The organism is Streptomyces rectiviolaceus, from assembly GCF_039533825.1.
GTDB classification, from domain to species: domain Bacteria; phylum Actinomycetota; class Actinomycetes; order Streptomycetales; family Streptomycetaceae; genus Streptomyces; species Streptomyces rectiviolaceus.
In genome coordinates, this window is record NZ_BAAAUG010000123.1 from 110640 (window position 1) to 135904 (window position 25265).

The following is a 25265-nucleotide window of genomic DNA, read 5'->3' on the forward strand; positions in this document are numbered from 1 at the left end:
GCAGGGCGGCCCTCGCCTCGGCGCGCTCGGCGGCCGAGCGGCTCGTCGGGCGCCCCGAGCCGACCGGCGCGTAGCCCGAGCGGCCGAACGGGCAGGTCATGATGGTCATGACGGAGCCGGAGCGTGGAAGCCTCCAGACATGACCGAAAGCGCGTACCTCTATATGGCGAACCCTCGGATCACGGTCCTTGGCGTCAACCCCGGCCGACCGCCCTTCCGCATCGTGGAGCTCGACGGCGAGGTGGTCGGCGAGGCCAGGGAACTCGTCGACGTCCTGGAGGTGGCCGCTCAGGCGGGTCTCGTCGTGCACGACGTGGACGACCCGGATCTGGTGCGCTGGGTGGGCGGCGACAAGTTCACCTGGAAGCCCAGGGAGTCCGAGCGGCCTGAGGAAGCGACGGAGCCGAGCTAGCCGAAGCGGGGCAGGCCCCGGGATCGGGGCGGTCGGGCTCGAGGTCGTAGATCCTGTTCAGGAGCTCGGCCTCGTTGCCCGTCAGGCCCGCGCGGCGCAGCGCTTCGTCCGCCTCCGCCATGGGGCCTGCGAGCAGCGAGGCCGCCGCGGCCGTCGAGGGGCCGGACAGCGCGGCGCGTGCGGTGTGCAGCAGCCGCAAGCAGGCCTGGGCGGCGGCCAGTTCGGGGGTCGGCGTGCCGGTCATGTCGAGAACTCCTCTGCGCGGGGTCGGAAGGACCGATGGCTCGCACCGGTGGACCCTCCACTCTTGCGCACGGGTCTGACAATCGCGTCCTACGCGGCCTTGGCGCGGCGGGTGAGGTGCAGCGTGAGGCCCTCGGGCATGAGGGTGAGGCGCTCGGCGACCCGCAGGCGGTAGCCGGGATCGGCGTGCAGGTCGTAGCGGCGAAGGAGCAGTCCGAGGACCAACGTCGCCTCGTGCAGCGCGAACTGACGGCCGATGCAGGCCCGCGCGCCCGTGCCGAACGGCTTGAAGACATGGGCGGGCCGCGCACGTACCGCCGCAGGGGCGAACCGGTCGGGGTCGAACTCTTCGGGCCGCTCGCCCCACGCCGCCGGATCGCGGTGCAGCAGCGTGGCGAGGACGAGCGCCCAGGCCCCCTCGCGCACGGGGTGTACGCCACCGATCGTCGTGTCCTGCCGGGCCTGGCGGGAGAAGCCGGGCGCGGTCGGCCACAGCCGCAGCGACTCGTCGAGGACGCGGCGCAGATAGCGGAGCTTGGCGACCTGCTCGTACGCGGGTTCCTCCGCGTCGCCCCAGACCTCGTCGACCTCCGCCTGCGCGCGGGCCAGGACTTCGGGGGAGCGCGAGAGGAAGTGCAGCGCGAACGACAGGGCGCCCGATGTCGTCTCGTGCCCGGCGACCAGGAAGGTGATGACCTGACGGCGGATGTTCTCCGCGGAGAGCCGCTCGCCGGTGTCGGGGTGGGCGACCTCCAGCATCCGGTCGAGCAGATCGCCGTCGCCGGGACCCGACGACGCGCGGCGGGCCGCGACCACGTCGTCGACGGTGCGGTTGAGATAGGCCATGTCGGCGGCGTTGCGCCGGGTGGCGCCGCGCAGCAGCAGCGGTGCGAGAACGGGCGGTACGACGTTGCGGCGCTGGGCGTAGGAGAGCGTGCCGACCATGGCCGACACGAAGGGGTGCGGCCGGGAGCGCTCGAAGGAGCCGAAGTCGTGGCCGAAGCCGGTGCGGGCGATCGTCTCCAGGGTCAGCTTCGTCATGTCGCCGGGCACGTCCACGGAGTGGCCGGACTCCTCGTTCGTGTCCCAGCGGGCGGTCAACTGCCGGGCGACGTCCAGCATCAGCGGGTGGTAGCCGGCCATCGCGTCGCGGCTGAAGCCCGGCGCGAGGATGTCGTGCGCCAGCTGCCAGTTGGGCTCGTGGTTGTACGCGGTGAACAGGCCGTCACCTGCGACCGGCCGCAGATTGGCGACCCCCAGGCCCACGTGCTTGGCGAACCGTGACTCGTCGGCCAGCTCGGCCGCGAGTTCGGCGCCCCAAACGAAGACGATCTCCTTGCCGAAGGCCTTGCGGCGGAAGATGGGCCCCAGGCTGCTGCCGATCCGCATCGAATCCTGCACGGGCGTGCGGACATGGGCGCCAAGGACGTCGCCGATCAGGGGCAGGCGGCGCGGCGGATGCGGGATGAGGTCGAGACGCGGCCACCCGAGCTCGGCGCTGCGGAACCCCTTGGGAGCCTCGGAAGGCGCAGCAGCCCCAGCCACCCCACCGCCCTGCGCCACCTGCGATGTCTGCGACACCTGCGCCATCTGTGTCATCTCCCTTGTGCCGCAGACCCATTGAGCCTGTTGTACGCGGATTCAATAAGGAGTTCCAGTCTGGTCCCGCTATTGAATCCACGTCAAGTAAGGTGCTCACATGGCCGCGAACCCGCAGGAGCGCACGCGCCGCAGACTCAGCACCGAGGAGCGCAGGGAGCAGCTGCTCTCGGCAGGGGCGCGGCTCTTCGCCCAGAATCCGTACGACGACGTGTGGGTCGAGCGGGTGGCGGAGATCGCGGGCGTCTCACGCGGCCTGCTGTACCACTACTTCCCGACCAAGAGCGACTTCTTCGCCGCCGTCGTGCAGCGCGAGAGCCGGCGCATGCTGCGCCTGACGGCAGCCGTGCCCGGAGTCCCGGTCCGCGACCAGATCGGCACGGGCCTCGACACGTTCCTCGCATACGTCGAGTCGCGCGCCGAAGGCTTCCGCGCCTTCCACCGCGCGGAGGAGACCGGCGACGCCACGGTCCGCAGGATCTACCGCGAAGGCCTTGCGGCCCACGAGGACCAGATCCTTCAAGCCCTGGCCGCGGATCCCGGGACGGCGACCACCACCCACGAACTGCCCACCCTGCGCCTGGCCGTGCGCGGCTGGCTCGCCTTCATGGTGACCGTCTGCCTGGAGTGGCTGGAGGAGCCGGAACTGCTGCCGCGCGCAGAGGTGCGGGACCTGTGCGCGCGGGCGTTGCTCGGCGCGATCGCGCCCTGAGGTGTCCCCTTCAGGGATCAGGCGGCCATGAGCCTGCGGATCTCGCGCGGGCGTGATTCGCGCTCGTCGAAGTCGAGATCGAGCCCGGCCGCCTTGACGGCGGCGAAGGATGCCGCGAAGGCGTCATCGGACTCCCATTGAACGATCGAGACCACGGCCTCGTCGGACACCCAGCAGTCGGCCGAAAGGCATCCCGGGGTCCGCAGGAACTCCTCGGCGACCCGGTGAACGCGCGCGATGAACTCCTCGCGGTACGCGGCGTGCGGATAGTGGTTCGCGACCATGCCTACCTTCATGAAGCTCTCCTTGTGAGGTCAGCTCGTAGTGCGTGAGGTCAGCTCGTAGTGCGGTGCTTCGTATTGCGGTGCTGCGCGGCCTCAAAGTAACCTACATACATGTCTGTATGTGAAACAGGGTGGCGATGACAGCACGACCTGAAGGTGTTCGCGAGAAGCAGGCTGACCGGCGCGCGCGGACCAGGAGCGCCCTGCTGGAGTCGGCGGCGCGCGGGTTCTCCACGTACGGGTACGGCAACGTGGCGCTCGAGCGGGTGGCAGCCGAGGCGGGCTACACCCGTGGCGCCCTGTACCACCTGTTCGCCAACAAGGAAGAGCTGGCGCTGGCCGTGGTGAAGTGGGTCGAGGAGACCTGGAACGCCGAGGTGGGCGCTCCTGCCGCCGAAGAGGCCGACCCCGTCGACGCGCTGCTCGTCATGGCGCGGGGCCACGCGATCTACTGCCGCCGCGACGTGGCGCGCGTGATGAGGGCGCTGTCGGTCGAGTTCTCCGGGCAGGACCACGCGGTCGGACGCGCGCTCACCGAAGTCATCCAGCGGCTCGCCACCGCATGCGCCGGCCGGATCGCCGCCGCACAGGAGAGCGGCGCGATTCCTCCCGGGCCACCGCCCCAGGAGGTGGCGCTCGCCTACCTCGGCACCCTCGAAGGCCTGATGAGCAGCCTCGCCGGGCACGTCCCGCACGACGTCGAACTGATCGAAAGGGCGGTGCGAGGCCTGCTGGGTCTGCCGCCCAAGGCCTACCGGGCCGAGCCGTAGAGCGTCGGCGCTTCCACGCCGACGGCGCACACCGACACGGAGGTTCAGGAAATGAAGCTGCCGAAGACCGCGCACACGTCACGGCCGTGGCGGATCCACGAACTCGCCCCCGACTTCCAGGTGGAGGACGTCTGGGCGCTGCCCACGCCGGGCGGCCCCGACGATCTCCCCAGGCTGGTGTCGCAGACCGTGTCGGGCGACAACTTCCCGGAGGGCGCCCCGCTCATCGTGCGTGTGGTGTGGGCGGCGCGCTGGAAGATAGGCGCGTTGCTCGGCTGGGACCGCCCGAAGTCCGGCCTGGGCTCCCGGGTGGCCTCCCTGCGGGACAGGATGCCCGACGACCTGCGCGAGGCCCCGAAGGGCCCGCAGTCCGACACGTTCCCGCTCACCCCGCTGTACCTGCTCAAGGACGAGTGGGCGGCGGAGATGGCCAACGGCACCGTGCACACGGTCATGCACATCGGCTGGGTGCCCGACGAATCCGGCGGCCATCGCGGCCAGATGACGGTCCTGGTGAAGCCGAACGGCCGGTTCGGCGCGGCCTACATGGCGGCGATCAAGCCGTTCCGGGTCTGGATCGTCTACCCGGCGCTGATGCGGGAGATCGAACGCTCGTGGCGAGCGGGTGCCGAGGGGCAGCCGCCCGTGCGTACGTAGGGGGCCGGAACTCCAAGAACGACTGTGCGGTCAGGCTGCCATCGCCAGCGGCCTGGTCACCGCCACCACCCGTCCGTCCGGCAGCAGTTCGCCGGTGTCGTCGAAGACGATCGTGCCGTTGCACAACAGGCTCCAGCCCTGTTCGGGGTGGGCCGAGAGGATGCGGGCGGCGACGTGGTCGGGGCTGTCGGCGGGCGGGCACGGGGGCTGGTGGGTGCACATGGTGTACCTCCGGGTGGGGGTCGCGAACCTTGCGCGCGGCCCGGTCTTGTTCGGTTTCTCCTTGTGTGAGTGAAGACTCCGCAGGGGGCGTCAACTCATCGCTCGGAGAGGTTACTTGGGACCTCAGGTGGGGAGGAAACCGGCCCGGAAGTGCGCGAGGAGTGTGGTACGGGACGGGGTGTCCACGTCCGTCAGACGGCCCGCGGCCCAGAGGAAGAAGTCGTCCCCTTCCGCGTCCATCCAGTCGTACGTCGGGTCGAAGGGGCCGGTGTCCGGTGCGGGGTAGAGGAGTTCGAGGGCCGTTCCTCGCGCGCCCTCGACCGTGAAGCGGCGGGTGCCGTTCGGCCCGGTGGACTGATGGGCCGTCACCGCGTCGCAGTCCCAGCGGCGTCGGCCGTACTGGAACCAGAGGGTCGGCTCCCCGTCGGAGGGGTCGGCGTACAGCGCCGCCGGCGCCTCCCCGCCCGCGTGGACGAAGCCGTGGCAGCGGCCGGACGCGGGGGAGAGGAGCCCCGTTCGGGGATCGAGGGTCCACGACCGGCCGTGGTGGTCGTAATCCTGGAGCAGCATGGAGGTCAGGCGCGCGGCGGGATGCCGAGTTCCTGGTCGACGGCGGCGCTGGTGCGGGTCGCCGCCTCGATGACCTTGGCCCAGCTGCCGTACTTGGCGAACTGCTGGTCCGCGGTCGGGCCGAGGGGGTTGCCGTACTTCTTCATGTTCCGCTCCTCCAGGGCCTGCACCGCCTCGGGGCTCATTCCGGCGCGGGTGATGTCCTTGGCCTCGTTGCGCATGTCGACGAGGACACGGGCGATCTCCTCGTCGGAGCGGCCCTCCTCGTGCATACGGTCCGCCACGCGCTCCATGGTGTCCAGGAGCCCGTGGTAGCGCAGCCGCACCTCGCGGGCCCGCTCCCGTTCCTCCGGACTCATCTGCCGGATCAGGCAGACCGCGGGGTCCTTGCTGGTGCACGGCTCGTCGGCAGCGGGCGGCGGGGCCAGCAGGCTGCTGCCGACGGGTGCGTGCTGCACCAGGGCGTCCGCGTGGGCGTGTGCCGGGGCGAGCAAAGTGCCGCTGAGGGTGGTGAGCAGGGGGAGGAGGAAGAGGACCACGAGGCGGGGGAGGATCCGAGGGGGGATCCGGGTGGTCCGCCTCGTGGCCGGGACGGCCGGGACGGCGGGTGCGGCGGCAGCGGCCATGTGACGGGCACGCACGTAAGAACTCTCCTTCGCCTGGGAGTTGGGGCGAAGGGGACATTACGGCTCGATCACGGCCACGGACGGCCGCCCTCGCGGCGCGTCCGGGTGACGTGCCCGGGTGACGAGTCCGGCCCGCCGGGGGCTTACGGCACAGGGCTCGGCGCCGCGCCAGGCTTACCGCACCGCGCTCACCTCATCGGCATCCGGCCGCAGGCTCAACGCGTGCAGCGCCAACTGCATCTCGAACTGCGCCACCGGATCATGCAGCCGGGCGCCGAACACCTCGTCCAGCTGCCGCAGGCGGTAGCGGACCGTCTGCGGATGCACGGCCAGGCGCGTGGCCACCTCGCTCGCGTTGTGCCCGCACCGCAGCCAGCACAGCAAGGTCTCGGCGAGGCGCTCCCGCTGCGGTGAGCGCACCTCGTTCAGGGGGAGCAGATATCGCTGCGCGAGCGCGTCGATCAGCGCCTCGTCGTGGAAGAGCAGCAGCGTCGCCAAATGGTCGGCGCAGTGCAGCAGCGTCGCGCGGGGCAGGATTCCGCGCCGGGACAGTTCCAGCGCGTCGAGCGCCCAGCGCAGCGAGCGCGCGCCCTCGTGCAGGGCGACCGTGGGACCGATCACCGCCCGCAGGCCCTGTAACGCGGCGGCGATGGAGCGGGCCCGCCCCGGGCCCTCCGGGTCGGGCACCACGATGCAGCCGGGCTGCTCGGAGAAGCGCGCGAGGAACTCCGGCGGCACGATGGGCCTGATGGTCTCCGGGGTGAGGGCGTGGTCGATGACGACGACGGCCACCTCGCGCGGGATGGGCCACTGGGCGGTCTGCGCGAGATCGGCGATGGCCTCCGCCGACGCCGGAGGGTCGGCGGTCAGCAGGTCGATGAGGCGGGCCCGGCGCTGCTGGAGCTCGCCCGCCGCGTGCAGCCTGGCCTCGGTGTAGCCCGCGGTGGTCGCCGCGGCCATCTCGTCCAGGTGCAGGAACAGCGCCTCGCCGAAGGCGGCGAGGACATGCCGGGGCAACAGGTCCGCGTCGACCAGGGCATTGACCCGGCGCCAGGTGACACGCGCGCCGAGGCGCAGCGCCGACTGGAAGGAGTCGAGGCTCCGGCCCTCGTCCGCCTCGCCCCTGCCGATGTTCTGGTAGGTGGCCTTCACCGACTCCCAGTCGGTGTCCGGATGGGCCATGCGGGCCAGGAACCCCTCAAGGGCCTGTTCCACGCCCCGGTTCACGACATGCATGTAGGTGTCGTCGGTGGGGCGCGCGTACTCCGGAATCTCCGTGCGGATGGCCCGCACCACCTCCGACGTGATGTCGTCGAGGAACGGTCTCACGTGATCGTGGAGGCCCGAGGGAAAGGCCCTGAAAGCGGCGTACGACTCCTCTGCCGGGGTGCCCGCGGACGCGGGGGCGCCTGCCGGGGGTATGCCGGCGGGCAGCGTCGAACCGTTCACCATGGTGTGCTCCCTCTGCGCGCGGGGGACAAAGGTTTGGTGAAGATACCGCCACGGGTCCGCGGCGGCCCGTCGAGGACGGACAGACATGATGCTGCCTCCTGTCACCCGCGTGACAAGAGGCAGCGCGTGCGAACTAACTCACGGGAACAGACAGTTGCCGAACTCCGGCCTGCCCTCGAACCGGTCGCCGAGCCACTTGACCGTGTCGTCCTTCGCCAGCTGGTCGGTCGTCAGGTGCTCGCCCGGATAGACCTTCCACTGGGTGGTGATGTTCGCCTCGCAGTACGCCTTGCGCGTCGCGTCCTCGGTCTCGATCGGGATGACTTCCTCCAGCGCGCCGCGGTACTGCAGGACGGGGAAGTCGATCTCGTACGTGGCGCCGGAGCCCGCGCGGCCGATCCCGACGCCGAGCTTCTGCGCGTCGACGACCTGGCCCCACGTCCTGCCGTCCGTGCCCTTGAGCGCGTAGAGCCGCTCAAGGCTGAGACCGTCCTTGGTGTTGTCCTCGATCTTCTGGCCCGCGAGGGTCGAGATCGTGCCGGCCAGGCAGTGCGACCTGGCCTTCTCGAGGGTCTCCTTGCCCTGGTCGTTCATGAGCTCGTCGAACGGCATCCGGGGATGCGCCGAGGACAGGCCGAGCACGGCGTCCACCATGAAGCCCGCGAACGGGCTGCCGTTGAGCGCCTTGGCGACCACCTTCAGGTCGCCCGGCACACCGCCGGACGCGTCGCCGACGACGTCGAGTTCAGGGGCGTACGAAGCCGCGAGCTGCGCCGCCCACAGGCTGGCCGCGCCGCCTTCGGAGTAGCCCCACAGGCCGACCTTCGTCCTCGGGCCGAGGCCGCTGCCGGGGATCCGGGGAGCGCTGCGCGCGATGTCCAGGAGCGCGTGCCCTGCGTCGGCCCCGGAGACGTACGGATGGGTCTGGCCGTCCAGATAGCCCGCGCCGTCCGTCGCGGCGACGGCGTATCCGGCCTTCAGGAGTGCCGCGATGTTCTCGCCCTCGTACTCGTCCTGGAATGCGCCCGCGAGCTGCTTGGAGAACGCGCACTGCGAACCGAGCCCCAGCGTCCCGGGGTTGAAGGCCACGACAGGACGGCTGCCCCGCCCCTTCCACTCCGCGTCCGGCACGGCGACGGTGCCGGAGACGGCGACCGGCTCGCCCGTGTTGTCCTTCGAGCTGTACTGGACCTTCCAGGCGTGCATCGGGATGTTGCCCGGCACGTGGGGCAGTTCGGTCGTCCGGCAGGCGATGACGCTGCCGGGATCGCTCGGGACGGAACCCGGCACCTGGTAGATCCGTTCGTCCGGGGCGTCGCACACCGCCGACGCGTCCGGGGCCGCGGCGGCGCCCGCCGTCAGGGTCGGCACGCCGAGGCCCAGGCCCGGGCCCGCCAGGGCGACGGCCGCGGTCAGCGCGAGCAGCCTCTTCTTCCGTTTCGCTCTTGGCCTGCGCACGGGTTGCTCCTTCGTCTTGAGGGCGATTGCTGTGCACGCCGTGAAGTTACGGAGCGGTAACCGGGCGTTGATAGTCAGCGGAACCACAGCCCGCCGGGCCGGAACTGTGCGCGGGGCACAAGTGACGACCTGCCCTCCTGCGCCACGATCAGGTCATGACCGAGCCACAGGTGACGGCCCAGGACCCACGACCGTGGCTCCGCTTCTACGCCGCCGGAGTGCCGCACCGCCTGCACGTCCCCGACGTCACGCTCCCCGGCCTGCTCGACGCGGCGGCCCAGCGCCACGGCGGCCGGTCCGGCTTCCGGGGGCTGCACCGCGCTGTGGGCGCATGCGCCGATACGTTGCGGACGCGGGGCATCCGCCGCGGTGACCGGGTGGCGTTGGTGCTGCCCAACTGTCCGTGGTTCGCGGTGGCGTGGCATGCGGTGCTGCGACTGGGGGCGGTCGTGGTGGCGATCGATCCGGAGGCATCGCGGCAGGCGCTGCGGCATCAACTGGCTGACTCCGGTGCGGTGTTGGTGATCGCCGGCGCCGCGGTGGGGGAGCGGCTCGATGCGGTGCGCGGTGGCACGTACGTACGGGATGTCGTCACTGTTCCGGTCGACGGGGAGTGGCCGGGGCACGGCCGTATGCGCAAGCCGGTCCGTTGGAAACCGGGCGGCGGCGGGGCGGAGCCGCGCGATCCGGCCGTCCTCGCGTACGTCACCGCCGAAGGACCCGCGGCGATGCTCACCCACGCGAACCTCGTCGCCGCCGCCCATCAACTGGCTCTGTGGCACCCGCAATTGCGTGACGGCCAGGAGACCGCTCTGGCCGTCACGCCCCTGTGGCGCCCGCACGGGCTGCTGTTCGGCCTGACCGCCCCGCTGCTCACCGGGACACGCACCGTCCTTCTGCCGACCCCCGAGCCGCAGGTGCTCCTGCGCACGGCACGCCGCCGGAAGGCGACCCTCCTGTCGGCCGAGCCCGCCGACTGCCGACGGCTTCTCCAGCGCCCCGCCCACGAGTTGGAGGCCCTCGCCACCGTGCGGACCTGGCTGACCGGGACGCTGGACGCCGGGACCGCCGACCGCATCCGGGACTCCGTCGACGCGGTGCTCGTCGAGGGCCACGGCGTCCCGGATGCGGCCGGCGCCGTCCTCGCCAACCCGCGCGGCGCCAACGCCCGCCCCGGCACATCAGGCCTGCCCCTGCCCGGCACCGAGGTCCGCATCGGCCAGGAGGGCGCCCCGGAGGTCGAGCTGCCCCCGGGGCACGCCGGTGAACTCCTGGTGCGGGGGCCGCAGGTGTGCGCGGGTTACTGGGGCGACCCGGCGGAGACGGGGCGAAGGCTGCTGCCGGGCGGGTGGCTGCGTACGGGCGACATCGCGGTCCTTGGACCTGACGGCTATGTGACGGTCATCGGCGACACCCCGGGCTTTGGGTCACACCCCGTCCAGGAACGCCCCCGTCCGTGACCCGCTCGTCCGGGCGATCTCCTTCGGGGTGCCCTCGGCCACGATCTCGCCGCCCGCGGCGCCGCCTTCGGGGCCGAGGTCGACGACCCAGTCGGCGGCGCGGATGACGTCGAGGTTGTGCTCGATGGTGATGACGGTGTTGCCCGCCTCGACCAGGCGTTGCAGGACGCCGAGCAGGCGCGCCGTGTCGGCGGCGTGCAGGCCGGTCGTGGGCTCGTCCAGGAGGTACAGCGTGCGGCCGGTGGCGCGGCGGCCCAACTCCTTGGCCAGCTTGACGCGTTGGGCCTCACCGCCGGAGAGCGTGGTCGCGGGCTGGCCGAGCCGGAGGTAGCCGAGGCCCACGTCGGACATCCGCCGGAGCCGCGTCGCCGCACCCGGCACGGCGGCGAACACCGTCAGCGCCTCGTCGACGGTCATGTCGAGGACCTGCGCGATGTCGTGACCGCCGTACCGCGCGGCGAGCACATCGGGCCTGAAGCGACGGCCGCGGCAGGCGGGGCAGCGTACCTCCACGTCGGGAAGGAAGTGCATCTGCACCGTCAGCACACCCGCACCCGTGCACCGCTCGCAGCGGCCACCCGCCACGTTGAAGGAGAAGTGCCCCGCGGTGAGCCCGCGTTGACGTGCGTCGGCGCTCGCGGCGAACGCCTCACGGATCGGCGTGAACGCGTCCGAGTACGTCGCCGCGTTCGACCGCGGCACCCGGCTGATCGCCTGCTGGTCGATGGTCACGACCTTGTCGACATGCTCCCAGCCCTCGATCCCGTCGTGCGCGCCCGGCGCGTCGCTCGCGCCGTGGAAGCGCTGCCTGGCGGCACGCCCGAGGATGTCGAGCACAAGCGACGACTTGCCCGAGCCCGAGGGGCCGCTCACCGCGACGAGCCGCCCGAGCGGCAGCCGCGCGGTGACGTTCCTGAGGTTGTGCGCCCGCGCCCCGCGGATGACCAACTCGGCGCCGGACGCGGGCGGCCGGAGCGCGGGGAGCGGCATCGCGAGGCGCCCGGACAGATAGTCGCCGGTGACCGAACCCCTGGTCGCCGCCACCTCGTCCGGCGAACCCGCGGCCACGATGTGCCCGCCCGCGCGGCCCGCGCCCGGTCCGACGTCCACGACGTGGTCGGCCGCGCGCAGCACATCGAGGTCATGCTCGATGACCAGGACCGTGTTGCCCAGGTCGCGCAGGCGGCGCAGGACGTCGACCAGGCGGGCGGTGTCCGCGGGGTGCAGTCCGATGGTCGGCTCGTCCAGGACGTACAGCACGCCGGTGAGGCCCGAGCCGAGCAGCGCGGACAGGCGTAGACGCTGGGTCTCGCCCGCCGAGAGGCTTGGCGTGGCACGCTCCAGGGTCAGATAGCCGACCCCGACGTCGACGAGGCGGCGCACGCGCTCCCGCAGATCGTCCACGATCGGCTCGGTGACCTGCCACGCCTCGGTGTCCGTGACGTACTCCCGCAGGCCGTCGATCCACCCGGCGAGCTCGTCGAGCGGCAGGCGCGACGCGTCGACGACATTCAGCCCGGCGACGGTGACCCGCCGGCTCTCCGGGCGCAGGCGGGTGCCTTCGCAGTCCGGGCAGACGTCGTTGACGAGGAACTTCTCCGTCTTCTCGCGGTAGGCGGCGTCATCAATGCGCTCGGCGTAGCGCCGCAGCATGTTCGTGACCACGCCCTCGAAGCGGCCGCGGGTGACCGTCGCCGGTGGCGCGGCATCAGGGAAGTGGCGGCGGAACTGCTCGCTCTCCACGCCGTGCAGGAGCAAGTCCCTTTGTGGCCCGCCCAGTTCACCTACGGGTACGTCCGCGTCGAAGGTGAAGCCGTAGTGCTCACCGGCGGCGCGCAGGATCGGGATGTTGCGCGTCGTCAGCGCGGGGAGCCAGCCGAGTACGGCACCCCCGGCGACACTCAGGCCGTCGTCGACCAGGCGCCGCACATCGGCCTGGAAGACGGTGCCGATGCCGGTACAGGTCACACAGGCGCCGGCGGGCTTGTTGAAGGAGAAGGTCCCCATCACCATGCCCGGTACCGGTGTCCCGCAGTGCGGGCAGGGGAGCGCGGGCCGGTCGTCCGGCGACGCGTCGGCGTCGGGTCCGGTGCCGGACGGCTCGTCGTCCCAGAGCTCGTCGCCGCTCACGTGGTAGGCGGGCGGGACGTCCTGCCCGCATGCCGGGCACGGGCGGTGGCCGATGCGCGCCCACAGCAGGCGCAGATACGTGAAGACCTCAGTGACCGTGCCGACCGTCGACCGGGGGCTGCGGTTGGTCAGATGCTGGTCGACGCTGATCGAGGGTGAGAGGCCGGTGATCGAGTCGACCGCGGGCTTGCTGACGAAGGTGGTGACCAGGCCGAGCGACTCCAGATACTGCCGCTGACCCTCCCGGTGCAGGGTGTCGAAGGCGATCGTGGACTTGCCGGAGCCGGAGAGACCGGTCAGGACGACGAGCTGGTTCTTGGGGATGGCGAGCGAGACGTTCTTGAGGTTGTGAAGGCGCGCGCCCTTGATGCGGATCGAATCGGCGGTGGGGGTGGCGGTGCTGGCATCCATGCCTTCAAGTGTTCCATTGAAGTGCTTATTGAGACTTTTGCGCGAGAGAGGGCGCGTGTAGGGGGGATGTGCTCGGCTAACCTTCAACTCCGAGGTGCAACGGAAGTCAGGAGAGGTCCCTTCATGAGCCGAGTCGAGACGGCACGCACGGCACTGCGCCCCGTCGATCTGGCGCGGGCAGCCGGTGTCTCGACCCAGCAGATCCGCAACTACGCCGACGCGGGCATCCTGCCGCCCACCCCGCGCACGCCCGCCGGATACCGCAGGTTCGACACACGCCACCGCGACGCCCTGCTCACCTATCGCGCGCTCGTCCCGGGCTACGGCCTCGACACCGCCCAGGCGATCATGCGGGCCGTTCACGCGGGAGACCTGCCGCTGGCGCTCACCCTCGTCGACGCCGGGCACGCCGACCTGCACCAGCAGCGGCTCTCCCTGCGGGCCGCGGGCGAGGCGCTGGAAGCTGTCGCGAAGGAGACCCCGGACACGAGGGAGACCCCGGACGCGAAGGAGGCCCCGGACGGCACCCCGCAGCCCGCCACGCCACCGCGCCTGCGCATCGGCGAGGTGGCCGCCCGCCTCGGTGTGCGCACCTCGGCGCTGCGGGTGTGGGAGTCGGCGGGCCTCCTGGCACCCCAGCGCGAACCGGGCACCCACTACCGCTGGTTCGATCCCGCCGACGTACGCGACGCCCGCATCGTCAGGATCCTCCGGCAGGGCCACTACCCCCTGCCCCAGATCCAGGCCGTCCTCGAAGGGCTGCGCGAGACGGGCAGCCCCGACGCGCTCCGTGCGGCCATCGCGCAACGCCTCGCGGGCATCACCGCGCGTGCGACCGCCATGCTGGCGGCGTCCGGCCGACTTCACGAGTACGCCGGTGCCGGGCCGGACGCCGCAACGTGACCGCGGTGACCGCAGCCCCCAACAGGACGCAGAGCGCGGCCAGTTGCAGCCCAGTGTCGTAGCCGTCGAGGAACGCGCTGCGCGGATCGGCGCCGTCCCGCAGCGCCGTGCGCTCCGTACGGGTAAGGACCACGCCGACCAGGACCACCCCGAACACCCCGGAGATCTCACGGGCGGCGCTCACCAGGCCCGAAGCCATGCCCGTGCGCGTCGCGGGGACATCGGCGACGGAACGTACCGTCAGCGGCGTCGTCAGGGCCGAGCCCGCGCCGATCAGGAGCAGCCCCGGCTGCAGGTCCCAGTACTGCGCGTGCAGCCCCGTCCCCGACACCCACACCAGGCCGCCCGCGACAAGCACGAGCCCTCCGGCGATCGACCAGTGCGCCCCCACCGCCTTCGCCGCACGCTCGGCGAACGGCGTCGTCACGAGCAGCGCACCGGCAAGCGGCAGAAAGGCGAGACCGGCCTTGGTGGGGGAGAAGCCGAGCACGCGCTGGAGGTAGAGCGCGGTGAAGAAGAACACGCCGTTGACCCCGATGCCCCAAAGGACCTGGGCCGCCGCGCCCCCGCTCAGCGAACGGCTGCGCAGCAGCCGCAGATCCACCAGCGGCAGAAAGGTCCGCGACTCGACGACGACGAACGCGATCCCGGTGGCCGCCGAGAGCCAGAGGCAGAGCGGCACGGGCGGCGTGCTGAAACTGTGCTCCCCGCCCCTGACGAGGCCGTACGTGAGGAGGAAGAGCGAGGTCGTGGAGAGCGCGACGCCCGGCAGATCGAGGAGCGGCAGCAGGCCGTGCCGGACGCGGGTGACGGCGCGGGGGACGGCGGGCACCAGGAGCAGGGCGATGACGCCGAAGGGGACGTTGAGCAGGAACACCCAGCTCCAGTCCCACCGTTCGGTGACGAAGCCGCCCACCACGGGACCGAGCGCGAGCGCGACCGCGAGCGCCGCCGTCCACAGGCCGACCGCCATGGCGCGCCTGCGGGCGGGCAGATCGGCGGCGACCACCGCGAGCGAGGCCGGGATGACGAGGGCGGCACCCACCCCCTGCACCGTGCGCGCCGCGATGAGCGTCCCGCCGCTGTCCGCGAGGGCGGCCGCCAGTGAGGCCGCGGTGAAGACGACGATTCCCGCCGCGAGGACCACCCGCCGACCGAGCAGATCCGTGAGCCTGCCACCGGCCGGGAGGAGCGAGCCGAAGCTCAGTACGTAGCTGGTGGCCACCCACTCCAAGTCGGTGACGCTCAGGCCGAGTTCACGCTGGACCGTCGGCAAAGCGACGTTGATGACGGTGTTGTCGAGCGTCGTGATGAATCCGGCCAGGGCGAGCATCGCCAGAAGAGCGGTTAGCCTGCCCCGGCCCACGTGTGGCTCCCCTCGATCGCGATGTGGTGGCGCTGCCGGATTCTCCGGGGCGACGTCAGGTCGCCGCTGCTGCCACCGGCGCCTAATGCGGTGCGCGGGCTTGTCAGTTGAGTGACAGACGGTGTCAGACGATCTGTCAGCAACCCGTCTTACTCACGGGTCACATCCGGGCGGAACCTGGTGCACCGCTCACCCCGTCGCCCCCGACGCCCGCCCTGGTCCCCGCGCAGCCCAGTTGGAGCCGCCATGTCCAGTCCCCAGACCCTCAAGGCCCCCGAACACCCGCTGCTGACCGAATACTTGACGCACTGGGCCGCCAGCCGCCCGCACCAACGAGCCTTCACCCACGTGGAGTTCCCCGAGCCGTCCTCCCTCGGCCTGCACCACACCCTCGGCTGGCAGGGCCTCGACGTCCGCGCTCGCGCCATCGCCGGAAGGATCGCGGCGAGCGCGGGCCCCGGGGAGCGCGCGGCCCTGCTCCTCCCGCAGGGCCTCGACTACACGGCGGCGTTCCTCGGCTGTCTCTACGCGGGGGTGATCGCGGTACCGCTCTTCAGCCCCGAACTGCCGGGTCACGAAGGCAGGTTGGCCGCCGTCCTCGCCGACTGCGAGCCCGCGTGCGTGCTGGCCGATGCGGGCACCGCCGCCGGCGTCGAGCGGTTCATGGCCGAGCAGGGGCTGCCGCCGGTGCCGGTGGTCCTGGTGGACCGGCCGAGTGTGGACCGGCCGAGTGTGGACCGGCCGGGCGTGGACCGGCACGCCGAGACGTCCGCGATCGCCCTTCCGGAGCGGCTCGAACCGGACGACATCGCCTACCTCCAGTACACATCCGGCTCCACGCGGAGCCCGGCGGGCGTCGTGATCAGCCACGCCAACGTGGTGGCCAACGCCCGCCAGGCCATCGAAGCCTTCGCGGCCGACGCGAGGAGCAACACGACGGTCGGCTGGCTGCCGCTCTTCCACGACATGGGCCTCGTCCTGAGCGTGGCCGCGCCCGTGGTCGGCGGCTTCCCCTCGGTCCTCATGGACCCGGTCGCCTTCCTGGAGCACCCGGTGCGCTGGCTGCGGCTCCTCGCCGCGTACCCCGGGACGATCAGCGCGGCCCCCAACTTCGCCTACGACTACTGCGCGAGCAGGATCGACAGGGACGAGGCCGCCGAGCTGCGCCTCGACCGCGTCAAGGTCCTCATCAACGGCAGCGAACCCGTGCGCCCCGGCACGGTCGACCGCTTCCGCGACGCGTTCGCCGACGCGGGCCTCGCGCCCGAGGCGCACTGCCCGGCGTACGGCCTCGCCGAGGCCACCGTGTTCGTGACGACCGACACCTTCACCGCGCCACCCACGGTCCTGGCGTGCGATCCGCTCGCCCTGTCCGAAGGGCGGCTCGGCTTACGGGAGCCGACGGACCCGGAAGCGACGCACCTGGTCGCCTGCGGCACCCCGGCAGGGCAGGAGCTGCGCATCGCCGACCCGGCGACCGGCGCCGCACTGGGTCCGGGAAAGGTCGGCGAGATCCAGCTGCGCGGGCCCAACACCGGCCTCTGCTACTGGAAGCGGAGCGGGCTCTCGGAGGAGGTGTTCGGCTTCCGCCCACCCGACGCCACAGCGGAGGACGGCGAGGCGGGATGGCTGCGTACGGGGGATCTCGGCGCGCTCCACGGAGGTCGGCTGTACGTCACCGGGCGGCTCAAGGACCTGATCATCGTGGACGGCCGGAACCACTACCCCCAGGACATCGAGGAGACCGTGCAGTCGGCCGTCGACCTCGTGCGCCGGGACCGGCTCGCCGCGTTCCGCGTGCCCTGGACGGGCACGGAGACCGACGTCCTTGTCGTGGTCGCCGAGCACCGGCGCGGCGCGGAACCCACGGACCAGGACCTGCTCGCCGCGCTGCGCACCGCCACCGCGGCCGTGTCGGCCCGGCACGGACTGCGCCTCGCCGAGCTCCTCCTCATAGCGCCGGGCTCGCTGCCGAGGACGAGCAGCGGCAAGGTCGCCAGAGCGGCGGGCCGGGCGCGCTACCTGCTCGGGGCGTTCGACGAGGGGGGCCGGGGCGGCGCGGAGGGTGCGCGATGAGGGACGTGGGCCACACGGAGATCCGGGCCGCGATCGTCGAGAGCCTGAGCGACTGGTACGGCCTCGCGGCGGAGGAGATCGCCGACGATCGCCCGCTGGCGGAGCTGGGCCTCACCTCCCGTGACGCGGTCGTCCTGACCGCGCGCCTCAGCGATCTGGCGGGCACTCGGCTGCCCGCGACGCTGCTCTGGGAGGCGTCGACGATCGGCGCGCTCGCACTGCGGGTGGCGCGCGGCGAACCGGAGCACGGAGGTTCGCCGTCGGGGGAGCCGGCGAGCGCCGACGTGCCGTCCGCGGAAGGCGGTTCACCGGTCGCGGTCATCGGCGTCGGCTGCCGGCTGCCCGGCGCGGTCACCTCGCCCGCCGCATTCTGGCGGCTCCTGAGCGAGGGGCGCGACGCCGTGGGCACCGTCGGCGACGACCGCTGGGCGCCGTTCGTCCGGGACGTGCGGGAGGGGAAGAGCCTGCCGGACGACATCAGCAGGCACGGCGGATTCCTCGGGGACGGGGGCATCGACGGCGTGGCGGGCTTCGACGCCGAGTTCTTCGGCATCGGCGCGGACGAGGCCACCGCCATGGACCCGCAGCAGCGCATGCTCCTGGAGGTCGCCCGCGACGCCGTCGATCACGCGGCCCTGCCCGCGCCGTCCCTCGCGGGCACCCGTACCGGAGTCTTCGTGGGCATCAGCGGAAACGAGTACGCCCATCTCACCACCGCGGACCCGGAGTCGGTCGGGGCCTGGACCCCGCCGGGCGCGGCCCTGAGCATCGCAGCGAACCGTCTCTCCTACCTCCTGGACCTGCGCGGCCCGAGCATGGCGGTCGACACGGCGTGCTCCTCCTCGCTCGTCGCCGTGCACCACGCCGTACGCAGCCTCGGTGCGGGGGAGAGTGACCTGGCGCTCGCCGCCGGGGTGAACCTGCTCCTCTCGCCCGCGGTGACGCTCGGCTTCCAGCGGGCGGGAGCGCTGGCCGCCGACGGCCGGTGCAAGGCGTTCGACGCGTCGGCCGACGGCATGGTGCGCGGCGAGGGCTGCGGCGTCGTCGTCCTCAAGCGCCTCGCGGACGCCGAACGCGACGGCGACCGCGTCCTCGCGGTCATCGAGGCCACCGCCGTCAACCAGGACGGCCGCTCCAACGGCCTCACGGCGCCGAGCGCCGAAGCCCAGCGCACGCTCCTGGAGCAGTGCCACGACACCGGGCCCGCGGCCGTGGACTACGTCGAGGCACACGGCACGGGCACAGCTCTGGGCGACCCGATCGAGGCTGCCGCGCTTTCGGCCGCGCTCGGCGCGGGGCGTGGGCGGGCCGCCGACCAGCCACTGCTCATCGGCTCGGTGAAGACGAACATCGGTCACCTGGAAGCGGCGGCGGGCATCGCCGGGCTCATCAAGACGGTCCTTGCCCTGCACCACGACGAGATCCCGCCCCACCTGCACTTCACCGCACCGGGCCCGCACGCCGACCTCGACGCACTGGGCCTGCGCGTCGTCACGGGCCCCGAGCCGTGGCCCCGCTACTCGGGCACCGCACGCGCGGGAGTCTCCGCGTTCGGCTTCGGGGGCACGAACGCCCACGTGATCCTGGCGGAGCACCGCGTGCCGCGCGGCACGCGCCAGGCGGCCTGCGCCCCCGCCATAGCCTTGCTCGACGGCGTCACCGAGGACCGCGTGCGCGCGTACGCGGGGGAGTTGGCCCAGTGGCTGACAGGACCGGAAAGCCGCTCGGTCCGCCCCGCGGACCTGGCCCGCACGCTGGCGCGCCGCGTGGGGCGGGGCCGCCACAGGGCGGCGGTCGTCGCCCACGGCCGGGATGAGCTGACCACGGCGCTGGTCCGCCTGGCCGGACGCGAACCGGATGGGCGGGTGGTGGTCGGGGCGTCCACGTCCGGGGCTGATCCCGGGGCCGGTCCCGGAGCGGTGTGGGTGTTCTCGGGGTACGGGTCGCAGTGGGCCGGGATGGGCAGTGAACTCCTCGCAGCAGAGCCGGAGTTCGCCGCCGCCGTCGACCGCATCGAGCCGGTGCTGCGCGAGCAGGCCGGGATCTCGCTGCGGGACTGCATGGATCCCGGCGCCGATCTGACCTCGCCCGCCGTCGTCATGCCCGCCCTCTACGGCATGCAGGTCGCCCTCGCCGAGCTGTGGAAGTCGTACGGCTTCGAGCCCGCCGCCGTGATCGGCCACTCCATGGGGGAGATCGCCGCGGCCGTCGCCTGCGGCGCCCTCGACGCGGCCACCGGCGCACGCGTCGTGGCGATCCGGTCGCGGCTCCTCGCCGGGCTCACGGGCGGCGCCATGGCCGTGGTGGACCGCCCTGGTGAGCACATCGAGGCCCTGGCCTCGGACTTCCGCACGCTCCAGGTCGCCGTACACACGTCCCCCGCGCAGAGCGTGGTCTCCGGGTCCGCCGAGGATGTGCGCGGACTCGTCGACCACGTCACCAGGGAGGGCGGCTTCGCCCGTTCGCTGCGTGTCACCGGCGCGGGTCACTCGCCCGATGTCGACCCGCTGCTCACCGAGTTCGCCCGGGAGCTCGGCACCGTGCGGCACGCGCGGCCCGGCTGCCGCCGCTACTCCACGGTCCTCGCCGACCCGCGCGACCCTGCGCCCTGCGACGTCGACTACTGGGTGGCCAACCTGCGGCGTCCCGTCCGCTTCAGTCAGGCGGTACGCGCCGCCGCGGACGACGGCCACCGGGTATTCGTCGAAGTGGCCCCGCATCCCACGCAGTTGCACCCGCTGACCGAGACGCTGCGGGACGCGGGCGCGGATGGTTCGCTGATTCTCCCGACCCTGCGCCGCGACACCGATGACGCGATCACCTTCCGTACGTCGCTGGCCTCCTTGCTCGTACGGGATGTCGGCGTGCCCACGCCACTTCAGGGCCCGCAGCAAGGCGCGCGCGTCGTCGACGTCCCCACGCCGCGCTGGCGGCACCGCCGCTTCTGGGCGGGGGAGGAACCCGGCCCGCACGAGGCGCCACGTCACGCACCGGCCCGCACCCGCACCCGCGCCACGGGTCCGCTCGACCGCCTCCGCGGCTGCGTGGCCGACGTCATGGGCTACACCCCCGACCGCATCGACGCCGACACTCCCCTCACCGACCTGGGCCTCGACTCGCTCACCGCGGTGCGCATCCGGACCGCGGTGGAGCGGGAGTTCGGGGTGCGGGTGGAGCCGGGGGTGCTGCTGCGGCAGGCGACGCTCAGGGGGGTCGCGGATCTGCTGCCGGGGAGTCGGCAGGCGGACAGGCGGGGGCGGGGTGGAGGTCGGGGCGGGGCTCCCCACGGGGCGGGGGAGGAGTCCCAGGTGAGGGGACCCCTTCGTGTCCTCGCCGACACGGGCGACGGCATCCCTCTCTTCCTGGCCCACGCCGCGGGTGGCACCTCCGAGGTGTACGCACGCCTCGCCGAGCGCCTGGCCGGATCCCGTCCCGTCCACGGCTTCGACAGGCTGACCGCCCCGGAGGACGTCAAGCCCCGCGCGGCCGACTTCGCGGAACGCATCCGCGCGACATCCCCCGATGGGCCCTGGCTGCTGGGCGGTTGGTCCTACGGCGGACTCCTGGCCCAGGAAGCCGCGAGGCTCCTCACGCGGCACGGCACTGTCCGCGCCCTGGTGCTCCTCGATTCCGTACTGCCGCTGCCCGCGCCACCGGGGCTGACCCCGGTGGAGGAAGCCCACCGCCGCTATGCCGACTTCGCGACGTACATCGCCCGCACTTACGGCACCCAACTCTCCCTCCCCTACGAGGAACTGGCACGCCGGGACGACGCCGAGCAGATCGCCCTCGTCATGAAGCTCATCGAGCAGGCCGTCGACCTGCCCCAGGCCGTGCTCGACCATCAGCGCACCTCGGCCCTCGACCTCCGCAGCGGCGAACGCCACACGCCCGGCCCGTACACCGGCCGGACCCTCCTCTACCGGGCGACCGAACCGGCCCCGCACACCGTGCGCGACGCCCGCTACGAAAGGGACGACGAAAGCCTCGGCTGGGACGCCCACTGCACCGACCTCACGGTCACCCCACTGCCGGGCCACCATCTCTCCCTGCTCGACCCCCCGGTCGTGGACACGCTCGCGGAGCTCCTGACCCGCGACCTGCCCGACGCCTGACCCGCACTCAGCCACGCCCCGCCTGCCCGAGGAGAGGACCACCCCCATGCCCCAGAAGCACCGCAGACCACGCAAGAAGCTGGCCGCCCTCGCCGCGGTCACCGCCCTCCTCGCCACCGGCGGCGCCCTGGGCACCTCCACCGCCCTGGGAACACCCACCGCGTCGCCGGCGGCAGCCCGAGTCGTCGAAGGCGGCCCGCGCGTCGTCGGCGAGAAGTGGCTCGACTCCCGCACGGTCGACCTCACCGTGGACTCACCGGCCGTGGGCAAACAGCTCCCCGTGCGCGTCATCCTGCCGACCCGCTTCAAGGAACAGCCCGACCGCACCTGGCCCGTGCTCTACCTCCTCCAGGGCGCCCACGACGACTACACCTCCTGGACCCGCGAGACGGACGTCGAGGAGTTCCTCGCCGACAAGGACGTCGTCACCGTCATCCCGGCATCGGGCCCCACCGGCATCCCCACCGACTGGTGGAACCACGGCAGCCCCACCGCCCCCGACTACGAGACCTTCCAGGTCGAGGAGTTGACGGGCCTGCTGCGCGACACCTACCGGGCCAACGGCACCCGAGCCGTCGCCGGAGTCTCCACCGGTGGCTACGGCGCCATGGCGTTCGCCGCCCGGCACCCCGGCACCTTCGGTGCGGCTGCCTCGTACAGCGGCGTCCTGGACACGACGGCCCTCGGCATGCCGACGGTGATGAACGCCATCGTCGCCCGGGAGTTCCAGCTTCCCTCCGCCCTCTGGGGCAGCCCCTTCCTGCACCGCGCGAACTGGAACCGCCACAACCCGGCGGCCCTGGCCGAGCAGTTGGCGGGAACCCGGCTCTACGTCTCGCAGGGCAGCGGCATCCCCAGCAGCGACTTCGGCAACCTCGAAGGGGCGGTCCTTGAGGGCACGCTGTGGGGCCAGGCGCACGGATTCACCCGGCAGTTGGACCGCTCCGGAGTCCCGGCGACGGTCAACTTCTACCGCGGCGGCTCGCACGCCTGGCCCTCCTGGCAGCGTGAGTTCAAGGCTTCCTGGCCGACGCTGGCGGCGGGCCTTGGCCTTCCCGCGAAGGCGCCCTGACGTCGGCGGAGAGACGGGCCAGCCGCCGCTCGTCAGGCCACCGCACGGCGCTCGCCCACGAGGCCAGCTCGAAGAGGCGTATCAGCCGGGCGCTGGAGTCGAGCTGGCCGCGCAGTACGCCGTGCCTGGCGGACGTCGGGTCGGCGTGATGGAGGTTGTGCCAGGACTCGCCGCCGGAGAGCGGGGCGAGCCACCACACATTTCCGGAGCGGTCCCTTACCCGGAAGGGCCGGGCCCCGCTGATGTGGCAGATCGAGTTGATCGACCAGGTGACGTGATGGAGCAGACCGATGCGCACGAGCCCGGCCCAGAAGAAGGCGGACCAGGCGGCGCCGGAGTCCCAACTTCCCTCTCCCCAGAGCCCTCCCACGACGGCGGGCGCACCGAACGAGAACAGCACGATCAGCGGCTGCCAGCGAGCCACCAGGACCAGATCGCGGTCGGCGAGGAGGTCGGGGACGTACTTCTGCTGGTCGGTCCTGTCGTTGTTGAGGGTCCAGCCGACGTGCGCCCACACCATGCCCTTGAGCAGAGCGCGCACGGAGGTGCCGAAACGCCAGGGGGAGTGCGGGTCTCCCGGCCGGTCCGCGAACCGGTGGTGGCGCCGGTGATCGGCGCACCAGGTGATCGCGTCGCCCTCGACGGCCATCGTCCCGGCCACCGCGAGCGCGATCTTCAGGGGGCGGGCGGCCTTGAACGCCTTGTGCGTGAACAGGCGGTGGTAGCCGATGGTGATGCCGTGCACGGCGATGGCGTACATGACCGCGCCGATCACCAGATCGTGCCAGGTCACGCCCCAGCCCCACAGCACGACGACGGATGCGATCACCGCGATGAAGGGAATGCCGACGAACACCCCCACCACGACCCGGTCAGACATGCCCATGCGTTCGCCCCATGCGGCGTTCGCGCTCTCTTCTGCCATGCGGATTTCCACCTCTCAGTGCGGGTGGGCCGGACATTAGCGACAGAAATGGTGAGGCCTCTACTCGGAAAGTGATGAACCGAACCCGAACCATTGGACAGTTGTGCCGAAGGAGGAACGTCATGGATGTGCTCGCAGAGGCAGTCGTCGCGGGAGCCGACGCGGATGAGCTGCGCCGACTTCCCTTACCCGCCGAATTCACCGCCGCGCATCTGCGGAGTGAGGATGTGGAGAGTTTCACAGGGGTGGTGGACAAAGATGTCCGCAAAACACTCCACGTGGGTTCCGTGCCGATGCCGGAACTCGCCCCGGACGAAGTCCTGGTGGCCGTCATGGCGAGCGGGATAAATTACAACACCGTGTGGTCGGCGATGTTCGAGCCGATATCCACGTTCGCCTTTCTGCGGCACTTCGGCGCGAAAGGAGGATGGGCGGCGCGGCACGACAAGCCGTATCACGTGGTCGGTTCGGACGCGGCAGGCGTCGTCGTCCGTACGGGCGCCGGGGTGCGCCGCTGGAACATCGGCGACGAGGTCGTGGTCACCCCCGCCTACGTCGACGACGAGGAACCGGCGACCCACGCCGACGGCATGCTCGGCGATTCCCAGCTCGCCTGGGGCTTCGAGACCAACTTCGGCGGACTCGCCCACTACTGCGTGGCCCGGGCCAGCCAACTCCTCCCAAAGTCGGGCAGGTTGACCTGGGAGGAGGCAGCAGGCAATCCGCTGTGCGCGGGCACCGCCTACCGCATGCTGATCAGCGACCGCGGTGCGCGGATGACCCAGGGCGACATCGTGCTGATCTGGGGCGCGGCGGGCGGGCTCGGCGCGTACGCCGCGCAGCTCGTACGCAACGGGGGCGGTATCGCGGTGGGCGTGGTCGGCAGCGAGGAGAAGGCGGAGCGCGCTCGCGCCTTCGGCTGTCACGCGGTGATCAACCGTGCCGAGATCGGCCTGACCGGCACCGCTCCGGCCGACCCGGCGGCGGTCGGCAAGAGGCTCGGCAAGCGGATCCGCGCCGCGGTGGGGGAGGACCCGCACATCGTGTTCGAGCACGTCGGCCGGGCGACCTTCGGGGTCTCCGTCTTCGTGGTCCGCAGGGGCGGCGCCGTCGTCACCTGCGGATCGAGCACCGGCTATCTCCACGAGTTCGACAACCGCTACCTCTGGATGCGCCTCAAGCGCGTCATCGGCAGCCACGGAGCCAACCTCCAGGAACAGGCCGCGGTGGCCCGCCTCATCGACCTCGGCCACATCCGGCCCGCCCTGTCGGTGACGTACGACCTCCGGGACACCGCCGAAGCCGCCCGTCTCGTCCAGTCCAACCGCCACACCGGGAAGGTCGGCGTACTGGCGCTCGCGCCGCGGACCGGTCTTGGTAAGCGGGGCGCGGGCGCGACATGAGCCATTGACCTGAAGTCTCAGCGTGCGCTGTGAGGGCGTGACCGCGTCCCGGTCATGGCCCGTGAGCGCATGACCGGGCACAGGTCACGGCTCAGCGCACCGTCACACGGACGACGGGCGAGATGGCGCGGCCGCCGACGATGCGCAGGGCGTTGCGTCCCTTCCAGCCGAGCTTGACCCGCATGTTGTACGCCCCGGAGCGCGCCGTGTACACCGAAGCGGGCAGCGACACCCACCACTTGCCCTGCTTCTGCTGCAGGGTGACGCGTGTGCCCGGCCGCATGTGACGGCCGACTCCGTAGATGCGGAAGTTGTGCCACGCGCGCACGCTGCTCACGGTGGACTTCGCCGTCAGCGTCGGACGCGGGGCCGCGGTCGCGCCGGCTCCGGGGGCGTGCG

General features: G+C 72.0%; 22 protein-coding genes. 10 read left to right on the plus strand and 12 right to left on the minus strand.

Features of this window, described 5'->3' with window-relative positions:
* Positions 1-139 precede the first annotated feature (139 nt).
* Entirely contained in the window at positions 140-412 is a 273-nt protein-coding gene (locus tag ABD378_RS30545) for a hypothetical protein (RefSeq protein ID WP_344526017.1), read from the plus strand.
* Here the strand turns inward: ABD378_RS30545 and ABD378_RS30550 are convergent.
* Together ABD378_RS30550 and ABD378_RS30555 are read right to left on the minus strand one after the other, a co-directional pair.
* Positions 357-656: a hypothetical protein gene (locus ABD378_RS30550; RefSeq protein ID WP_344526019.1), complete on the minus strand. Its 300-nt coding sequence runs from the start codon at positions 654-656 to the stop codon at positions 357-359. The two genes, ABD378_RS30545 and ABD378_RS30550, sit on opposite strands and share 56 nt — an antisense overlap.
* Before the next feature lie 89 nt (positions 657-745).
* Positions 746-2245, minus strand: coding sequence for a cytochrome P450 (locus ABD378_RS30555; RefSeq protein WP_425583894.1), 1500 nt, complete (start codon positions 2243-2245; stop codon positions 746-748).
* 109 nt (positions 2246-2354) lie between these two features.
* On the opposite strand from ABD378_RS30555, the gene ABD378_RS30560 reads away from it, so the two are divergent.
* The gene (locus ABD378_RS30560; protein ID WP_344526023.1) at positions 2355-2966 is read left to right on the plus strand and encodes a TetR/AcrR family transcriptional regulator; all 612 of its coding nucleotides are present in this window, start codon (positions 2355-2357) and stop codon (positions 2964-2966) included.
* 17 nt (positions 2967-2983) lie between these two features.
* Here the strand turns inward: ABD378_RS30560 and ABD378_RS30565 are convergent, their stop codons facing one another.
* Complete coding sequence (locus tag ABD378_RS30565) at positions 2984-3262, minus strand: antibiotic biosynthesis monooxygenase (protein WP_344526025.1); 279 nt, start codon at positions 3260-3262, stop codon at positions 2984-2986.
* Between the two features lie 125 nt (positions 3263-3387).
* On the opposite strand from ABD378_RS30565, the gene ABD378_RS30570 reads away from it, so the two are divergent.
* Together ABD378_RS30570 and ABD378_RS30575 are read left to right on the plus strand one after the other, a co-directional pair.
* On the plus strand, positions 3388-4020 hold the full coding sequence (locus ABD378_RS30570) for a TetR family transcriptional regulator (protein ID WP_344526027.1): 633 nt from the start codon (positions 3388-3390) through the stop codon (positions 4018-4020).
* A gap of 51 nt (positions 4021-4071) precedes the next feature.
* Entirely contained in the window at positions 4072-4677 is a 606-nt protein-coding gene (locus ABD378_RS30575) for a DUF2867 domain-containing protein (RefSeq protein WP_344526029.1), read from the plus strand.
* A 30-nt stretch (positions 4678-4707) separates the two neighbouring features.
* Here ABD378_RS30575 and ABD378_RS30580 read toward each other — a convergent pair whose 3' ends face one another.
* The 5 genes from ABD378_RS30580 to ABD378_RS30600 form a co-directional block, all read right to left on the minus strand.
* Positions 4708-4899, minus strand: a complete 192-nt coding sequence (locus ABD378_RS30580) for a DUF5999 family protein (protein WP_344526031.1) — start codon at positions 4897-4899, stop codon at positions 4708-4710.
* Positions 4900-5022: 123 nt separating this feature from the next.
* Complete coding sequence (locus tag ABD378_RS30585) at positions 5023-5469, minus strand: hypothetical protein (RefSeq protein WP_344526033.1); 447 nt, start codon at positions 5467-5469, stop codon at positions 5023-5025.
* Positions 5470-5474: 5 nt separating this feature from the next.
* Positions 5475-6110 carry a hypothetical protein gene (locus tag ABD378_RS30590; RefSeq protein WP_344526035.1) on the minus strand — a complete coding sequence of 212 codons (636 nt, stop codon included), beginning with the start codon at positions 6108-6110 and terminating at the stop codon, positions 5475-5477.
* A 159-nt stretch (positions 6111-6269) separates the two neighbouring features.
* Positions 6270-7547 carry a PucR-like N-terminal domain-containing protein gene (locus tag ABD378_RS30595; protein WP_344526037.1) on the minus strand — a complete coding sequence of 426 codons (1278 nt, stop codon included), beginning with the start codon at positions 7545-7547 and terminating at the stop codon, positions 6270-6272.
* 138 nt (positions 7548-7685) lie between these two features.
* Positions 7686-9005 (minus strand): lipase family protein, encoded by a 1320-nt coding sequence (locus ABD378_RS30600; protein ID WP_344526039.1) that lies wholly within the window; start codon positions 9003-9005, stop codon positions 7686-7688.
* Positions 9006-9160: 155 nt separating this feature from the next.
* On the opposite strand from ABD378_RS30600, the gene ABD378_RS30605 reads away from it, so the two are divergent.
* Positions 9161-10465, plus strand: coding sequence for an AMP-binding protein (locus ABD378_RS30605; protein ID WP_344526041.1), 1305 nt, complete (start codon positions 9161-9163; stop codon positions 10463-10465).
* On the opposite strand, the gene uvrA is transcribed toward ABD378_RS30605, so the two are convergent.
* Positions 10433-13006, minus strand: coding sequence for an excinuclease ABC subunit UvrA (gene uvrA / locus ABD378_RS30610; RefSeq protein WP_344526043.1), 2574 nt, complete (start codon positions 13004-13006; stop codon positions 10433-10435). The genes ABD378_RS30605 and uvrA overlap by 33 nt on opposite strands.
* A 123-nt stretch (positions 13007-13129) precedes the next feature.
* Between uvrA and ABD378_RS30615 the strand changes: the two genes are divergently transcribed.
* Positions 13130-13909: a MerR family transcriptional regulator gene (locus ABD378_RS30615; RefSeq protein ID WP_344526045.1), complete on the plus strand. Its 780-nt coding sequence runs from the start codon at positions 13130-13132 to the stop codon at positions 13907-13909.
* Here ABD378_RS30615 and ABD378_RS30620 read toward each other — a convergent pair.
* On the minus strand, positions 13827-15275 hold the full coding sequence (locus ABD378_RS30620) for an MFS transporter (protein WP_344526047.1): 1449 nt from the start codon (positions 15273-15275) through the stop codon (positions 13827-13829). The genes ABD378_RS30615 and ABD378_RS30620 overlap by 83 nt on opposite strands.
* Before the next feature lie 246 nt (positions 15276-15521).
* Between ABD378_RS30620 and ABD378_RS30625 the strand changes: the two genes are divergently transcribed.
* Genes ABD378_RS30625 through ABD378_RS30635 form a run of 3 tightly spaced genes read left to right on the plus strand, consistent with a single transcriptional unit; the run spans position 15522 to position 22538 of the window.
* Positions 15522-17351 carry a fatty acyl-AMP ligase gene (locus ABD378_RS30625; RefSeq protein WP_344526049.1) on the plus strand — a complete coding sequence of 610 codons (1830 nt, stop codon included), beginning with the start codon at positions 15522-15524 and terminating at the stop codon, positions 17349-17351.
* Positions 17348-21466 carry an alpha/beta fold hydrolase gene (locus ABD378_RS30630; RefSeq protein WP_344526051.1) on the plus strand — a complete coding sequence of 1373 codons (4119 nt, stop codon included), beginning with the start codon at positions 17348-17350 and terminating at the stop codon, positions 21464-21466. Before ABD378_RS30625 ends, ABD378_RS30630 begins: the two co-directional genes overlap by 4 nt.
* 46 nt (positions 21467-21512) lie before the next feature.
* A complete protein-coding gene (locus ABD378_RS30635) occupies positions 21513-22538 on the plus strand; it encodes an alpha/beta hydrolase (protein WP_344526053.1) in 1026 nt (341 codons plus the stop codon).
* Here the strand turns inward: ABD378_RS30635 and ABD378_RS30640 are convergent.
* Entirely contained in the window at positions 22480-23463 is a 984-nt protein-coding gene (locus ABD378_RS30640; RefSeq protein ID WP_344526055.1) for an acyl-CoA desaturase, read from the minus strand. The genes ABD378_RS30635 and ABD378_RS30640 overlap by 59 nt on opposite strands.
* A gap of 122 nt (positions 23464-23585) precedes the next feature.
* Between ABD378_RS30640 and ccrA the strand changes: the two genes are divergently transcribed.
* Positions 23586-24866 carry a crotonyl-CoA carboxylase/reductase gene (gene ccrA, locus ABD378_RS30645; protein ID WP_344526057.1) on the plus strand — a complete coding sequence of 427 codons (1281 nt, stop codon included), beginning with the start codon at positions 23586-23588 and terminating at the stop codon, positions 24864-24866.
* A 91-nt stretch (positions 24867-24957) separates the two neighbouring features.
* Here the strand turns inward: ccrA and ABD378_RS30650 are convergent.
* On the minus strand, positions 24958-25265 hold a 308-nt coding region (locus tag ABD378_RS30650; RefSeq protein ID WP_344526059.1), incomplete at its 5' end, for a hypothetical protein.

Excerpts from the sequence above, each read along its gene's own strand:
- ABD378_RS30550 (WP_344526019.1), bottom strand. The coding sequence starts at position 656 with ATGACCGGCACGCCGACCCCCGAACTGGCCGCCGCCCAGGCCTGCTTG.
- ABD378_RS30635 (WP_344526053.1), top strand. The coding sequence starts at position 21,513 with ATGCCCCAGAAGCACCGCAGACCACGCAAGAAGCTGGCCGCCCTCGCC.
- ABD378_RS30575 (WP_344526029.1), top strand. The coding sequence starts at position 4,072 with ATGAAGCTGCCGAAGACCGCGCACACGTCACGGCCGTGGCGGATCCAC.
- ABD378_RS30625 (WP_344526049.1), top strand. The coding sequence starts at position 15,522 with ATGTCCAGTCCCCAGACCCTCAAGGCCCCCGAACACCCGCTGCTGACC.
- ABD378_RS30565 (WP_344526025.1), bottom strand. The coding sequence starts at position 3,262 with ATGAAGGTAGGCATGGTCGCGAACCACTATCCGCACGCCGCGTACCGC.
- uvrA (WP_344526043.1), bottom strand. The coding sequence starts at position 13,006 with ATGGATGCCAGCACCGCCACCCCCACCGCCGATTCGATCCGCATCAAG.
- ABD378_RS30595 (WP_344526037.1), bottom strand. The coding sequence starts at position 7,547 with ATGGTGAACGGTTCGACGCTGCCCGCCGGCATACCCCCGGCAGGCGCC.
- ABD378_RS30560 (WP_344526023.1), top strand. The coding sequence starts at position 2,355 with ATGGCCGCGAACCCGCAGGAGCGCACGCGCCGCAGACTCAGCACCGAG.
- ABD378_RS30580 (WP_344526031.1), bottom strand. The coding sequence starts at position 4,899 with ATGTGCACCCACCAGCCCCCGTGCCCGCCCGCCGACAGCCCCGACCAC.
- ABD378_RS30630 (WP_344526051.1), top strand. The coding sequence starts at position 17,348 with ATGAGGGACGTGGGCCACACGGAGATCCGGGCCGCGATCGTCGAGAGC.
- ABD378_RS30570 (WP_344526027.1), top strand. The coding sequence starts at position 3,388 with ATGACAGCACGACCTGAAGGTGTTCGCGAGAAGCAGGCTGACCGGCGC.
- ABD378_RS30605 (WP_344526041.1), top strand. The coding sequence starts at position 9,161 with ATGACCGAGCCACAGGTGACGGCCCAGGACCCACGACCGTGGCTCCGC.
- ABD378_RS30640 (WP_344526055.1), bottom strand. The coding sequence starts at position 23,463 with ATGGCAGAAGAGAGCGCGAACGCCGCATGGGGCGAACGCATGGGCATG.
- ABD378_RS30615 (WP_344526045.1), top strand. The coding sequence starts at position 13,130 with ATGAGCCGAGTCGAGACGGCACGCACGGCACTGCGCCCCGTCGATCTG.
- ABD378_RS30555 (WP_425583894.1), bottom strand. The coding sequence starts at position 2,245 with ATGGCGCAGGTGTCGCAGACATCGCAGGTGGCGCAGGGCGGTGGGGTG.
- ABD378_RS30545 (WP_344526017.1), top strand. The coding sequence starts at position 140 with ATGACCGAAAGCGCGTACCTCTATATGGCGAACCCTCGGATCACGGTC.
- ABD378_RS30585 (WP_344526033.1), bottom strand. The coding sequence starts at position 5,469 with ATGCTGCTCCAGGATTACGACCACCACGGCCGGTCGTGGACCCTCGAT.
- ccrA (WP_344526057.1), top strand. The coding sequence starts at position 23,586 with ATGGATGTGCTCGCAGAGGCAGTCGTCGCGGGAGCCGACGCGGATGAG.